Annotated in this window: 13 protein-coding genes; 8 read left to right on the top strand and 5 right to left on the bottom strand. The window is 69.6% G+C overall.

The features are described from left to right. Positions 1–153: 153 nt before the first annotated feature. Genes HKK74_RS14785 through HKK74_RS14770 form a run of 4 tightly spaced genes read left to right on the top strand, consistent with a single transcriptional unit; the run spans position 154 to position 3,663 of the window. Positions 154–708, top strand: coding sequence for a hypothetical protein (locus HKK74_RS14785; protein ID WP_187243767.1), 555 nt, complete (start codon positions 154–156; stop codon positions 706–708). Beyond that, complete coding sequence (locus HKK74_RS14780) at positions 705–1,751, top strand: peptidoglycan-binding protein (protein ID WP_187243766.1); 1,047 nt, start codon at positions 705–707, stop codon at positions 1,749–1,751. The genes HKK74_RS14785 and HKK74_RS14780 overlap by 4 nt, the downstream gene beginning before the upstream one ends. Beyond that, positions 1,748–2,437 (top strand): ABC transporter ATP-binding protein, encoded by a 690-nt coding sequence (locus tag HKK74_RS14775; RefSeq protein ID WP_187243765.1) that lies wholly within the window; start codon positions 1,748–1,750, stop codon positions 2,435–2,437. Before HKK74_RS14780 ends, HKK74_RS14775 begins: the two co-directional genes overlap by 4 nt. Further along, positions 2,434–3,663, top strand: a complete 1,230-nt coding sequence (locus HKK74_RS14770) for an ABC transporter permease (protein ID WP_187243764.1) — start codon at positions 2,434–2,436, stop codon at positions 3,661–3,663. Before HKK74_RS14775 ends, HKK74_RS14770 begins: the two co-directional genes overlap by 4 nt. An 82-nt stretch (positions 3,664–3,745) precedes the next feature. Here the strand turns inward: HKK74_RS14770 and HKK74_RS14765 are convergent, their stop codons facing one another. After that, complete coding sequence (locus HKK74_RS14765) at positions 3,746–4,384, bottom strand: TetR/AcrR family transcriptional regulator (protein ID WP_222722274.1); 639 nt, start codon at positions 4,382–4,384, stop codon at positions 3,746–3,748. Between the two features lie 97 nt (positions 4,385–4,481). Here HKK74_RS14765 and HKK74_RS14760 point away from each other — a divergent pair, with 97 nt between their 5' ends. After that, the gene (locus tag HKK74_RS14760) at positions 4,482–5,222 is read left to right on the top strand and encodes a CPBP family intramembrane glutamic endopeptidase (protein ID WP_312881485.1); all 741 of its coding nucleotides are present in this window, start codon (positions 4,482–4,484) and stop codon (positions 5,220–5,222) included. Positions 5,223–5,521: 299 nt separating this feature from the next. Here HKK74_RS14760 and HKK74_RS41415 read toward each other — a convergent pair whose 3' ends face one another. The 3 genes from HKK74_RS41415 to HKK74_RS14745 form a co-directional block, all read right to left on the bottom strand. After that, positions 5,522–6,268: a DUF6069 family protein gene (locus tag HKK74_RS41415; protein WP_222722273.1), complete on the bottom strand. Its 747-nt coding sequence runs from the start codon at positions 6,266–6,268 to the stop codon at positions 5,522–5,524. Positions 6,269–6,273: 5 nt separating this feature from the next. Beyond that, on the bottom strand, positions 6,274–7,272 hold the full coding sequence (locus tag HKK74_RS14750) for an RNA polymerase subunit sigma-70 (protein WP_187243761.1): 999 nt from the start codon (positions 7,270–7,272) through the stop codon (positions 6,274–6,276). A gap of 355 nt (positions 7,273–7,627) precedes the next feature. Continuing rightward, positions 7,628–8,584: a helix-turn-helix transcriptional regulator gene (locus tag HKK74_RS14745; protein WP_187243760.1), complete on the bottom strand. Its 957-nt coding sequence runs from the start codon at positions 8,582–8,584 to the stop codon at positions 7,628–7,630. 126 nt (positions 8,585–8,710) lie between these two features. Between HKK74_RS14745 and HKK74_RS14740 the strand changes: the two genes are divergently transcribed. Then, entirely contained in the window at positions 8,711–9,160 is a 450-nt protein-coding gene (locus HKK74_RS14740; protein WP_187243759.1) for a hypothetical protein, read from the top strand. A gap of 145 nt (positions 9,161–9,305) precedes the next feature. Beyond that, positions 9,306–10,187 (top strand): trypsin-like serine protease, encoded by an 882-nt coding sequence (locus HKK74_RS14735; RefSeq protein ID WP_222722271.1) that lies wholly within the window; start codon positions 9,306–9,308, stop codon positions 10,185–10,187. Positions 10,188–10,326: 139 nt separating this feature from the next. Here the strand turns inward: HKK74_RS14735 and HKK74_RS14730 are convergent, their stop codons facing one another. Next, positions 10,327–12,777, bottom strand: coding sequence for a metallophosphoesterase (locus tag HKK74_RS14730; protein ID WP_187243758.1), 2,451 nt, complete (start codon positions 12,775–12,777; stop codon positions 10,327–10,329). Positions 12,778–13,117: 340 nt separating this feature from the next. Here HKK74_RS14730 and HKK74_RS40830 point away from each other — a divergent pair, with 340 nt between their 5' ends. After that, a complete protein-coding gene (locus tag HKK74_RS40830; protein WP_222722270.1) occupies positions 13,118–13,429 on the top strand; it encodes a PGPGW domain-containing protein in 312 nt (103 codons plus the stop codon). The last annotated feature ends 360 nt before the right edge of the window (positions 13,430–13,789 follow it).

The following is a 13,789-nucleotide window of genomic DNA, read 5'->3' as shown; positions in this document are numbered from 1 at the left end:
CCTCGTGCCACTGCTGTCTGCCGCACAGCCTGCGGCAACGGGCGTAACGCCGGCATAACGAGAAGTGGTTACGCCGGGGTTATCGATCAGGGGCTGGACTTCTCGTCGACGGCCGGGGACTCACCCGGCGAAGTCGACAAGGAGACCTGACCGATGCGACGACGGAAACTCGCATTGCCGGCCATGATCCCGATGCTCGTCCTCGGGCTTTCGGCCTGCGGTGCCAACGGCCTTACGGGCAATGCCGCTCCCCAGAGCAAGAAGACCGACGAGATCACCGCGATGCGCAATTTCGCCAAGTGCATGCGCGACAACGGCGTGAACATGGCGGACCCCGTCCAAGATGGCAATGGGGGCATCCGTATAGAGGCGAAGGGGGGGAAGGGCGAAGGCCCCGAGAAGCACGAGGCGGCTGAGGCGAAGTGCCGCCACCTGCAGCCGAACGGCGGCGAGCCGCCCAAGCTGAGTGCCGAGCAGTTGGCCCAGGCGCGCGAGCATTCGAAGTGCATGCGCGAACACGGCATCAACATGCCCGACCCGGACGAGCAGGGCAGGGTCATGGTCAAGAGGACGGCCGAGCCCGGCTCCGGAGGGAAGTCCGAGCGACTGGGCGACGACCCGGACAGCCAGAAGTTCAAGGACGCCAACAAGGCCTGCCGTCATCTCCGGCCCAAGGGCGGCCCCGATGAGAAGGGGAACGGCGGTTGAACGGGAAGCGGGCCGCGTTCCTGAGCGTGGCCGGAGTGGTCGTGATCGGCGGCGCCGGTCTCGCGACCGCGGGTCTGGGCGGGGGTGGCGGCGCGCCCGTGGCGCACAGCTCCCTGCCGCCCGCGACGGCGTCGATCGAACGGACGACCCTGGTCGAGACTCAGACGGTGGGCGGCACGCTCGGCTACGGCACCACGAGTACCGCGACCAGCGGGGGCGGTGGCGGTGTCCTGACCTGGCTGCCGGGGCCGGGCAGCGTGATCTCCCGGGGCAGGGCCGCCTACCGGGTCGACAACAAGCCCGTGCCGCTGCTGTACGGATCGCTGCCGCTCTACCGGACCCTCTCCACGGGCACCGAGGGCCCTGACGTGAAGCAGTTCGAGCGGAACCTGCGGGCCCTCGGCTACACCGGGTTCACGGTCGACGACACCTACAGTTCCGCCACCGGGGCGGCGGTGAAGCGCTGGCAGGACGACCTCGGGATCGCCGAGACCGGCAGGGTGGCGCCCGGGTCGGTGCTGATCGCCCCCCGCGAGATCCGGGTGGCCGAGCGGAAGGCGAACGTCGGCGACAGGGCCGGCGGACCGGTGTTCACCTACACCGGCACCACCCGGGTCGTGAGCGTGGACCTCGACGTGAAGTACCAGAAGCTCGCCAAGAAGGGCGCGGAGGTGTCGATCGAGCTGACCGAGGGCGAGACCACCAAGGGGACCATCACCAAGATCGGCAAGGTGGCCGAGGAGGGCCAGGGCGAGGACCCGACCACGATCGAGGTCACCATCGCGGTCCGCAGGCAGCGAGCGCTCGGCACGTACGACAAGGCGCCGGTGGACGTCCACCTCACTGCCAACCGGAAGCCGAACGTCCTCGCCGTGCCGATCGGGGCGCTCGTCGCGCAGCCCGGCGGCGGCTACGGCGTGCAGGTCGTCTCGGGCGGCAACGTCCGCACGGTCCGGGTGGAGACCGGCCTGTTCACCGAGGGCCAGGTCGAGATCTCCGGTGCGGGCCTGTCCGAGGGCATGAAGGTCGGGGTCCCCGCATGACCCCGGTCGTGGAACTCCGCGAGGTCACCAAGACCTACCCGGGCGGCGTCACCGCGCTCGACGCGGTGTCGGTGGCGATCGAAGCCGCTGAACTGGTCGCCGTCGTGGGACCCTCCGGTTCCGGCAAGTCGACGATGCTGCATCTGCTCGGCACGCTCGACCGCCCGAGCAGTGGCACCGTCCTGGTCGGGGGCAGGGACGTGTCGCGGCTGACCGACCGGCGGCTCTCGGCCCTGCGCGCTCGGCGGATCGGCTTCGTCTTTCAGCAGTTCCATCTCGCCGCCGGGGTGAGCGCGCTCGACAACGTCGCCGACGGCCTGCTGTACGGGGGCGTATCACCGGCGCAGCGGCGCCGCCGGGCCCGTACGGCCCTGGAGCGGGTCGGGCTCGGGCACCGGCTCGATCACCGGCCGCACCAGCTGTCCGGCGGCGAGAAGCAGCGGGTGGCGATCGCCCGGGCGGTCGTCGGCGAACCGGCGATGCTGCTCGCCGACGAGCCCACCGGCGCCCTCGACTCCGTCACCGGCGCCGGAGTGATCGACCTGCTTCGCGAGCTCGCCGCCGCCGGCACCACGGTCATACTGATCACCCACGATCGTGACATCGCCGACCTCCTGCCGCGACAGGTCCAGATGCGCGACGGGCGGATCATGCATGACGACGTATGGGCGGGGGCGGCGCGATGACGGGCAGGCGAGGACGCCCTGTGCGCGACGAGCGCGACGAGGACGTACCGGCGAGGCTTGGGCCCAGGGACGTGCTCAAGGTCGGCGGAGCCGGCCTGCGGGCTCGCCCGCTCCGGGTGTTCCTGTCCGCACTGGGCATCGCGATCGGCATCGCCGCCATGATCGGCGTGGTCGGCATCTCGACCTCCAGCCGGGCCCAGCTGCAGGCCACCCTCGACCGGCTGGGCACCAACCTGCTGACCGTCGCACCCGGCCAGGACTTCTTCGGCTCGGACGCCAAGCTGCCCAAGGACTCGGTCGGCATGATCAGCAGGATCCCCGACGTCACGGCCGCGTCCGCCACCGGCAAGGTCACCGACACGAAGGTCTACCGCAACGACTGGATTCCGGAGGAGGAGAGCGGCGGGATCAGCGTGCAGGCGGCCCGCCTCGACCTGCCAGGCACGATCGGCCTCTCCATGGCGACCGGCACGTGGCTCAACGCCGGCACGGGCCGGTATCCGGCCGTGGTGCTGGGGTCGGCGGCCGCGGAACGCCTCGGGGTCGCCCAGCCGAACCAACAGGTCTGGCTCGGCTCGCAGTGGTTCACCGTGGTGGGCATCCTGAATTCGAACGCGCTCGCGCCGGAACTGGACTCCGCCGCGCTCGTGGGCTGGGACGCGGCGGCGTCCCGCCTGGGGTTCGACGGCCACCCCACGACCGTCTACAGCCGGGCGGACAAGCATGCGATCGACTCCGTACGGGCCCTGCTCGCCGAGACCGCCAACCCGCAGGCGCCCAACGAGATCAAGGTCAGCCAGCCGTCGGACGCGCTGGCCGCCGAGAACGCCGCCGATACCGCCTTTACCGGGCTGCTCCTCGGGCTGGGCGGGGTGGCGTTGCTGGTGGGGGGCGTCGGCGTCGCCAACACCATGGTCATCTCGGTCCTGGAACGCCGCGCCGAGATCGGCCTGCGCCGCTCCCTCGGCGCCACCCGGGGCCAGATCAGGCTGCAGTTCCTCACCGAGTCGCAGATGCTGGCGGCGCTCGGCGGCGTGGGCGGCGTGGGACTCGGCATCGTCGTCACGGCGGCCTTCGCGGTGACCCAGGGATGGCCGACCGTGGTGCCCCCGTGGGCGATGGGCGGCGGCGTCGGCGCGACGCTCGTCATCGGCGCGATCGCCGGTCTCTACCCCGCGATCCGGGCCGCTCGCCTCGCCCCCACCGAGGCTCTCAGCACCATCTGACCGGCCGCCGCCGGCTCCCCGCCCTCTGGGGACGGGAGCCGGCGGCACCGGCTCGGTTCCCTTGACCGCACGCCCGCCCCTTTCAGGGGGCCGACGATGCGCGTCGGTGCTCGTACGGTTCCGCCAGGGCTCTTTCCCACAGGAGCAGTACGGCCCGGAGACAGTCGGCCACGGACGTCCCCGCCGGCGGATCGAGCAGAGCACCGTGAACCTGTGCCTCGATGCCCTGCACGGCGAACAGTGCGTTCATCTCGGGGGCGGGGCCACCGACGCCGAGGCGGCGTAGTTCACCCGCCAGCGCCGAGGCGATCAGCCGTTCGGCCTGGCGGAAACGGGCGACCAGCTCAGGGGTTCTCGGCGCCTCCTCGAACAGCAACCGGTGCAGGTCGGGCCGATCGGTGTGCAGCGCCGCCACGCATCGCACGAGGTCGGCCAGCAGCCGGTCTAGCGCCGGTCGTTGCTCGGCGGCACGGGTGAACACGAGGGCGATCTGCTCGGCGGCGGCGTTCAGGTGATGGTCGGCCAGTTCCACCAGGAGCGCGTCCTTGTTCGGGAAGTACTGATAGAGCGAACCGATCGACACTCCGGCGCGCTCGGCGATCTGGTTGGTCGTCGTCGCCGCGTGACCTTGCCGCTGAAAAAGCTGAGCAGCGGCCTCGAGAATGGCCGCGACGGTCTCACGAGAGCGCTGCTGGCGGGGCCTTTTGCGGGGCGTGAGCACGGTCCTCCAATGCGAGTACCCAAAACTGAGGATAGCTCGCATTATTGAACGGCGGACGCACTCGCGCCGCCCGCCCACTGGAAATGGACGTCGCTCTGTGCTGCCCGACCTGCTGGACTATGGCTTCCGGATTCTGCCCGGCCTCATCCTGATCGGTGCCTGTTTCGCGCTGTCGCGAGGAGAGGGCGATCCGCTGCTGCGCATCATCGCGCTCGTCCTCGGATTCATCCTGATCAGGGACGCGATGACACCGCTCGGCTTCTGGCGGTTCGGCACGGCGGACGCGGTGCCGTGGCTCCGCTTCACCGGCGAGGCCGGGATCCTGCTGTCGTTCGGCGTGGCCACGCTGGTGCTGACCGCGGGCGTCCTGCGCCTTGATCGTGACCTTCGGACTCTGGTCCGCTGGGGCCGGTTCGATGTCGCCACGGTCGCGCTGGGCGTCGGCGGCGGGGTGCTGGCCGCCGCGCCCATCCTGGCGGCATCGCCGTTCACGCCGTTGGCCGAACGTGGCGGGGCGGTCGCGCTCACCCTGCTGCCGGTGTTGCTGCTGTTCTGCCTGGCGGGCAACCTCGCCGAAGAGGTGCTGTTCCGCGGATTCCTGCAGGGGTACCTGGAGCGGCGATCCAGTGCGATACGCGCGGCACTGCTGTCGGGTCTGCTGTTCGCGGCCTGTCATGTCTTTCTGGCGTCGACCGTCACGGACGCCGGCTGGCCGCTGCTGGCATTCACGCTGTACGAGGGGCTGATCTGCGCTTTCCTGCGAATGCGCAAAGGCGTCATCGCGGCCGCGCTGGCCCATGGGATCGCGATTTTCCTGATGGCGAGCGGGCTCATCTAGAGACCTGCCCGGCCGATCCCGCGGACAGCGGACCAAGCCTCAATGATCTTGTTTTCGAGACGGGCGCCGACCGCAGGGGTCGGCCAGGGTGAACGCGACCGGGGTACCCGGTGCGCCCCAACCGAAGCGGATGGCGTTTGGTCTTCATCCCGCAAGGCGCCCTGTGCTTCTTCGCACACGCGACGCAGCTTTCGAATTGACCAAGAAAAGGAACCTGGAATGGAGGGTGGCAGCACCGGGGGCCACGTTAGTGCGCTCGCGCACGTCCTTGCGCCGCGCGTTGTCCCGTTGCGGGATCGTCAATCGGTCCGGGTGCGGAGGCTCCGCGCCAGGGTGGGGATCATCACCGTCGCAGCGACGAGGTGTAGCCCGAGGAGGGCGGTGGTGGTGGCGGTGTTCGCCTCGGAGAGGAGGGGCGGGACCAACGAGATCGCGGTCAGCGACACTGCCGTCCACACGAATCGCTCGGCGGGGCGAGCGCTCCAACGAAGAAGAGCGGCGGCAATGACGATGCCCACGACCGAGAAGAAGCCGGTCACCACGGCGAACCCGGACAACGGGATCGTCTCGCCACCATCGGTGACCTCGAAGTCGACGCCAACGGCCTGGGCAAGCGCAGCGGCGAGGGTGGTGGCCACCATCGCTGCGAGCGTGGCAATGAAGCCGGTGCCGGCGAGCCCCCGGAGTCGGTGGGTGTAGCTGGTCTGGTTCGGCGCCGGGCCTGCGACGACCCCGGTGTCATTCATGCTGTTCATGTCTTCCTCCATCATTCGGTGACTGGCGTAGGGGTGTGTTGACTGGCATGTGACGGTCCTGGCCCTGGGGGTGACGATGCGCACCCTCGCCGTGCGACGGCCGGGGTTCCGCAGGGCGCGGACGCCGGTGCCGCGGAGCCAGAACCCGGCGTCGCGTCCGAGGACCGGCCCGGGCTCGCCGTCGCGCAGCTCCAGCTGCACCCGCCCGCGGGTGACGACGCCGAACGCGTCACACCACTCGGCCGCGACCACCGCGACACGCGCGCCACCGCGCAGCGCGAGCGTCCGCACCGGGACTACTCCGTGCCGTCCGCCGGCAGGCGCTCCGGCAGCCCGAGCCGCGGGAACTGGTCGTCGTGGAACGTGACGATCTCGGTGATCGCCCCGCCGGTGACGCGCAGGACGTCGATCGTCAGCGGCAGGTACGCGTTCTCCCGCTTCCGCCAGAGGTAGAAGGCGACGGCGGGTTGCCGGTTCACGGAGGTGAGGACGGCGCGCAGGTGCTTCATGCCCTCGAAGCCGCTCTCGACCCAGTCGTTCACCACCGTGTCGCGGCCGACGTACAGGCCCGGCGTGGGCGGCATCGAGCAGCGGACGTCGTCCCGCAGCAGTGCGGCGAGCCCGTCGACGTCCGTGGCCACGCTGGCGTCGGTATAGCGGCGCACCAGCTCGCGCGTCCCGGCGTCCTCCTCGCCGCCGGTCCAGTCCTGCCGCTCGGCGGGCAGGTGCTCCCGCATGCCGGCGCGGGCCCGCTGCAGCGCGCTGTTCACGGAGTTGACGGAGTCCCCGAGGAGCTCCGCGACGTCCTTCGCCGGCCAGCCGAGCACGTCCCGCAGGATCAGCACGGCCCGCGGGCGCGGCGCGAGGTGCTGGACCGCGACCAGGTACGCCAGCTCGATCGTCTCCCGCGCGACGGCGACGGTCTCCGGCTCGTCCGCGTCGCCCGCGGGCACCTCGTCGAGCAGCCGGTCCGGGTAGGGCTGCAGCCACAGCACCTCGCCGCCGGTCGCAGGCTCCGGGCGGCACTTGGCGAGCAGGTCCAGGCAGGCGTTGGTGGCGATCCGGTACAGCCAGGCCCGGAACGTCGACCGCCCCTCGAAGGTCTCCCGCCGCCGCCAGGCACGGAGGAACGTCTCCTGCACGGTGTCCTCGGCGTCCTCGAACGACCCGAGCATCCGGTAGCAGTGCACGTGCAGCTCCCGCCGGTGCCGCTCCGCCAGCCCCGAGAACGCCGGCTCATCGACCTCGCCCAGCCCGCTCACGCCCAGCTCCTCCAGCCGCGTGTCCGCACTCATCACGTCATCCTTCCGCCTCGTCGTGTCCCGTCGTAGGTGAGACGGGTGCGGGCGCGACAACTCATCACTAGGGTCGGTCGGCATGGACTTATGGACAACCCTTAGGGATGTACTAGACATTCCTGGCGGTCTCACACGTCCAGCAGAAGCAGATCGACCAGGCATGCGCGGAGGGCCGTACCGCAGTTCAGCTGGTCAGCGAATTGAGCTCAGGCCGGGCTATCGACGGTACATACATCCCAGCGACTCATCGTCCCGCGTGATGGTCGCCAACCACCGTCGCCCACCGCCGGCCCTTATCCGGTCAGGGGATCGATACGGGCACCTCGCCCAACCACTCTGATCGGCACCCGGATCAGGCCGGGGCGTAGCGGGCGGCCAGGGCGCGGGAGGTCTCGGCGATGCGGGCCCGCAACTCCGGCGGCCCGAGGATCTCGATGTCCGCGCCATGGGCGAGGAACCACCGGTGTGCGTGGTCGAGGGACTCGATGGGGAGCACCGCGCGAATCCAGCCGTCCGGCTCGGGGGTACCGGTGTCGGCCAGGGCGCGGGCGGCCGCTCCCGTGAGGCGGGACACGGCGCTCGGCGCGAGGCGCACCACCGCCTCGCCCTGGTGCAGGCGGGCGTGGAAGTCCGCCTGGTAGCGCTGCCAGTAGCCGGCCAGGTCGAAGTCCTCGGGGGCCTGGAAGCGCTCCTCCCGAACGGTCACATCGAGGATCTGGTCGATCCGGTACGTACGCGGTCCCGGTCCCGCGACGACGTACCAGCGACCCGCCTTGAGCACCAGACCGTACGGCTCCAAGCGCCGGTCGACATCGGTCGGTTCCTTCCAGCGGCGGTAGCGGACATCGAGGACCCGGCCGTGCCAGACCGCGTCGGCGACCTGCGGCAGGTGACGTACGTCGTCGTCCTCGGCGTACCAACCGGGCGCGTCGAGGTGGAAACGGGCCCGCATGCGGTCGGCCTGCTCGCGTAGTACGGACGGGAGCGCCGCGAGCAGTTTGGGCTGGGCGGCCGCGAGGGCCGGGCCGAGCCCGAGCATGGTGGCGGGACCGGGGACGGCGGAGAGGAACAGCGCCTCGGCCTCGCCCGCGCTCAGCCCGGTGAGCCGGGTGCGATAGCCGTCGAGCAGCCGGTAGCCGCCGGAGTGTCCCGCGTCTCCGTACAGCGGTACGCCCGCGGCGTGGAGCGCCTCGATGTCGCGATAGACGGTCCGTACCGACACCTCCAGCTCCTCGGCGAGCTGGGCGGCGGTCATCCGGCCCCTGGCCTGGAGCAGCAGCAGGATCGACAGAAGGCGACTCGACTTCACTGACACACGATGGCAGTGGATCACCCCTACGGTCCAGGCATGGTTCGAGTGGACGACGATGAGGAGCCCACCGGACGGTTCACCTCCACCTATGCACTGACACCTCTGCACTGAAGGAGACCGCTCATGAACGACTTCGACTTCCTCGCCGGTGACTGGGACGTCGCCAACCGGTGGCGGATGGACTTCCTCGATGAGAAGAGCGAGTGGGAGGAGTTCCCGGCCGTCGGCCGAGCGTCCCGGCATTTCGAGGGCGCGGCCAGCTTCGACGAGATCGAGTTCCCGACGAAGGGCTTCGCCGGGCTCACCTTGCGCCTGTACGACCCCGCGCGCGAGGAGTGGTCCCTGTACTGGGCCAGCAGGCGTACTGGCACGCTGTTCCCCCCGGTCGTCGGCCGGTTCACCGGCGGCCGGGGGGAGTTCTACGGGGACGACGCCCACGCGGGCAAGGAGATCCGGGCGCGTTTCGTCTGGTCGGACATCACCGCGGACTCCGCCCGATGGGAGCAGGCGTTCTCCGTCGACGGGGAGAAGACCTGGGTGACCAACTGGATCATGGAGCTCACCCGCCGTTGACCCGCCTACCGCCTGCGCAAAGCGGTTAACAGGGCGAATGTTGCCTGACGTGGCACCAGAACCGCGGCGTACCGTCGTATTCCGTTTCTCTGGCCCATGTGATCGGCTACTGGCACCCGATTCCCCTCAGACTGTGGAGAGATACGTGGGTCGTCCAGCTCTACTCGCATCACTGACCGCCACGGCCGCAGCGGTCATGGTCACCGTCGCCGGGCCCGCCTCGGCGATCAATTCGTACAACGCGAAGCCGGCGCCTGAACGTACCGAGGTCGGGGCGCTCGTCGTACAGTCCGACCGCGACAATGACCCCGCCACGCCGGACGCCGTTCGGTGGAGCTGTTCGGGAACGATGATCTCGGCTGACGTCTTCCTCACCGCGGCACACTGCACAGTCGGCCGGCCGGCCGGCACCAAGTTCTACGTGACCCTCGCCCAGAACGCGCAGGCTGCGATCGACGCCTCGAACGCCCTCGGCGGGACGCCCGAGCAGATCGCCGGCCGAGTCGGTGTCCAGGGGGTCGCACACGCCGATCCCGGCTACCCCGGCAACCAGGCCGACAGCCACGACATCGCCGTCATCAAGCTCGACGGCGGGCAGGCCGCCGAACTCGCGCAGCGGGGGTCCTTCGTTCCCGCCACCTTGCCACGCCACGACCAGTTGTCCGAACTCGGCTCGCGTGCGCTCGACGCCGCGGAGTGGCAGGTCATGGGGTACGGCACACAGGAGGCGGTGAACGGGCCTGGTGGGCAGACACATCCGGGCGGCGGCGTACGGATGAAGGCGACGGTCGACTTCAACGCCCTCAACAAGACCTGGGTCCGCCTCGCCATGAACGAGAGTCGCGACCTCGGCGGCGCCTGCTACGGCGACTCCGGCGGCCCGAACTTCGTCACCCTCGACGGCAAGCGCGTGCTCGCCGCCACGACGATCACGGGTGACACCCCCTGCTACGCCACCAATGTGGTGTACCGCACCGACAGCGACAGCGCCCGGAACTTCCTCGAGCGGTTCGTCGCCCTGCCGTAACGGCGATGAGGATGGCCGGGTCGGTATTTCCGACCCGGCCGTCACCATTCCCGCCGCCGGAGCCACGTCGTAGCGGCGTGGCGGGCCGACCCGATGGGCGGCGTCGCCCATCCGGCGGGCGGACGGGTCATTCAAGCGGTCATTGCTCGGCGAGGAACTCCTCGATGGCCGCCTCGACCTCCTTGCCGGTGGCGTGGCCGGCCACGATCCGCATCACGCGGCCCTGCAGGTCGTCGGCGCCGTACCGGTGGTGGATGTCCGAGATCAGCAGATCCAGCCAGGGGCCCGCGACGTGGGCCGGCTTGCCGTTGTGCGGACGGTCGAGGTCCGCCGCGATGGCGTCGGCGATCCGTCGCCTGGCCGCCTCGGCGCTTTCGGGCAGGGCGCCACGGCGGTCGGCGGGCAGCCGGTCAATGATCGCTTGCGCCTCGGCGAGATCGGTGATGGCGGCGTCGATCTCGGCCGGGGCGGCCAGGTCGCGGGAGGCGATCCGCGCGAGCAGATCCCGCGCCTGGACGATCTTCTTCACCACGTCGAGCCGCTCGGTGAGCGCGTCGCGGTCGGAGCCCTCGCTCAGCTTGGCGATCGCCGACTCGGCGGCCTGGACGGTCTGGGCGGACGGGTCGGCCTCGGCGGCGGCGACCGCCGTCTGCGCGTCCCTCAGTTCCTGCTCTTCGTCTCCGGCGAGTACGACGGCCATCGATCCGATGACGAGGGGCAGGTTGTTCGCACCGACGATCCGCATGTCGGCGTTGCCGTTCTGACGGTTGCGGAACATCGCCTGTGGCATGTCGAGCGTCACGGTCCGCCAGGTGTTCACCTGCTCGGCGGTGATCTGCACCCGCTGGGTGCTCTGGTACGCCGACCCGGTGGCCGCGGAGTCGTACTGCAGGACGAACGATCCGGCTACCGGGGACCGGAACTCGATGGTCGCCTCGGCGTCGTAGGGGCCTCCGGAGATGAAGGCGTCATCGACCACGAGATAGAGGTTGTTGCCGCTGTTGAAGGTGTTCCGGTCGACCTGGAGGGCGCGACGGCCGTCGATGGTGATCTCGTGGGCCGGGCCGCTCTCGTACGGCATCCAGTTCAGGCCATCGGGCTCGCCGGAGAAGTCCATCGACACGCGGGTCACGGTCGGCCCGGGTGGAACCACGTCGATCTTCACGGCCGAGATGGCGAGGGGGAGGTTGCCCGGAACCGAGAGGCGCAGGTCGGCCCCGCCGTTCTGCCGGTTGGTGAACCGCGCGTCGGGGATGTCGATCGTGCCCGTCCGCCACTGGTTCACCTGGTCCGCGCCGATCGTGACCGCCGCCGACTTCTGGTACGCCGACCCGCTCGTGGCGGAGTCGTACTGCAGGCTGAACGAGCCGGCCGCCGTGGCGCGATAGGTGATCGTGGCCTTGACCGGGTACGGCCCACCGGAGACCGCCGCGTCGTCGACGAACATGTACAACTGCCTGGCGCCGCCGAACGGGTTCTGCTGCAGTTCGAGCGCCTTGCGGCCGTCGACCGTGGTCTCGAGGTAGGGGCCGTCCTCGTAGTTCTTGTACGTCAGCCCGTCGCTCTTGTCAGCCGCGACGTCGAACGAGACGTTGTCCTTGCCCGGCACCGGGGGCTGTCCGGGATCCGGATCGGGATCGACCCAGTCGGAGCGCTCCGCCATGTATGCCTTGCCCTGGGCGTCCTTCTTGAGGATGAAGTAGTAGTCGACCCGGCCACCAAGTGACACGAATTCGGCCTTCAGCGACTCCTTGGTGATGGTGAGCCGCATCGCGCCGAAGTGCTCGTCATCCCGGAAGAGGCTGCCGGGCGCGGTGCTGAACAGGGGCGTGAGTCCGGCTCCGCCGTTACCGCTGATCGCGATGTTCTGGCCGCCGGAGGTGACGATGTGCTCGGCGTGGTGATCATGACCGGCCAGGATCAGGTCGACGCCCGGCGTCATCAGCCACGCGCGGTCCGGGTTGTTGCCGGCCTTGCCGGAGGAGTAGATGGGCTGGTGGCCGCCGGTGATGACCCACTCGGCCGTACTGCCGGTGACCGTGTTCTTGTACTTGTCGTAGATGGGCGGCATCGTCGTGCCCGACGACTGCTGGCAGTTGGCGTCCGGATTGAGGAAGTCGACCAACCCGTTGCCGAAGCCGGCCGCGAAGGCCACCGGGACCTTGAAGAAGTCCACGCTGGGCTGGATGCTCTCGGGGTTGCAGCCGTTGCCGTAGTCATGGTTACCCATGATCGGGAAGAGCCTGCCCGCGTCGATATCGGCCTTGTACGGCGCCTGGGCCTTGACGATCTCGTCGGGGCGGCCCTGCTGGTACGTATTGTCGCCAGTGGTCAGGATGGCCGCGGGATTCCACGAACGCACCAGGTCGGCCACCTGGTTCTCCTCGGCGCACGTGCGATCAGCACCGCAGCCGCCGTAGTCACCGATCACTGCGAGGACCAACTGGTCCTGTACCGGCTTACTCGGATCCGCGGCCGGGGTGATCCGCTCTAGCTCGGGGCCGGCCGCCTGGGCGGCGGGGGTCACCACCGGGGTGATGGCCACGGCGACCGCTGCCAGCGTTATGAAAAGTCTCTTGGTGAATGACAAGTTCCCGCCCTTGCGAACATCTCGAACGACCGTCGGTCGCGCTGAACGCTAGGTCGAGGTGGTGACGGCAAGACGAATACCGGACAAACGTGATCGTTCGAGTCGAGGCCCGACAGCGGAAGATCTGAGCGACGGGCAATGGTGCTCATCGAGGCCGAGGACGACCTCAAACACCGCAAGAAATACGCCGAGAATTGGCGTCAATGACGCTCGCGGGGCTGTTGCGGCCCGCCGCCTTTCGGCTATGGCGACGGTCACAGTGGACCGGGTCCGGAGCCGTCGGGGGCGTCTCGATCGTCTGAAGGGGCGAGGGCTTATCCGCCGCGCAGTAGGAGGCCAAGTGACCACCGTGCCCCGCCGGCTCGTCGGCGAGACCGAAGCCGCTATCGCACCGGCCCCGGACGCCCGCCCCCGGACGCGCCTCCGGGTGCTGCGCAAGGTCGTGGTCGCCGTCACCGGGGTCGTCGTGATCCTCGCGGGTGTCGTGATGATGGTGCTGCCGGGCCCTGGTGTGGTCGCGATCCTCGCCGGGCTCGGGCTGCTGGGCACCGAGTTCCCCGCCGCGCGCCGGGTCAGCGAGCGGCTGCAGGGCTACGTCCGTACCGCTTGGCACAAGGTCCGGCCGCCCAAGAAGGACCGTCCGAGCGCCTGACCCCGCGTAGGTCCAGGGGGCCACTGACCGGCCGCCGGCGCGGGCCGGGAGGGTTCGGCGGGTGCTCGACGTGCCGCCCGGGGCGCACTCGGTGACGCACATTAAGCCGTGAAAAGGGCGACGCGCTGTTCTGCTGAGGCATTTGTGACCGGTGTGACATGCCCGAAAAATTACCTTCTGTCCTAGTATTTTGCTGTTTGGTTACTTTGTGTATGGTTGGCGGTTATTGGCTGTTCCGGCGGGCGGAATCGGGGGGACTGAGCGTCCGCAGACCTTCAAGTTCTTCCCTGTCCGCCCCCCGGGACAGAGGCGGCCCCACCGCGACGCTCTCAACGCCTGGGCGGGGCCTGGAACCCACTG

The sequence above is a fragment of the Actinomadura alba genome, from assembly GCF_014323705.1.
Taxonomy (GTDB): Bacteria; Actinomycetota; Actinomycetes; order Streptosporangiales; family Streptosporangiaceae; genus Actinomadura_C; species Actinomadura_C alba.
Note: the sequence above shows the minus strand (reverse complement) of the source record. Positions and strands in the feature narration are given on the sequence as shown.

Bases quoted from the DNA above. Each gene is read 5' to 3' on its own strand.
- HKK74_RS14785 (WP_187243767.1), top strand. From the start codon at position 154: ATGCGACGACGGAAACTCGCATTGCCGGCCATGATCCCGATGCTCGTC.
- HKK74_RS14740 (WP_187243759.1), top strand. From the start codon at position 8,711: ATGAACGACTTCGACTTCCTCGCCGGTGACTGGGACGTCGCCAACCGG.
- HKK74_RS14750 (WP_187243761.1), bottom strand. From the start codon at position 7,272: ATGAGTGCGGACACGCGGCTGGAGGAGCTGGGCGTGAGCGGGCTGGGC.
- HKK74_RS14770 (WP_187243764.1), top strand. From the start codon at position 2,434: ATGACGGGCAGGCGAGGACGCCCTGTGCGCGACGAGCGCGACGAGGAC.
- HKK74_RS14775 (WP_187243765.1), top strand. From the start codon at position 1,748: ATGACCCCGGTCGTGGAACTCCGCGAGGTCACCAAGACCTACCCGGGC.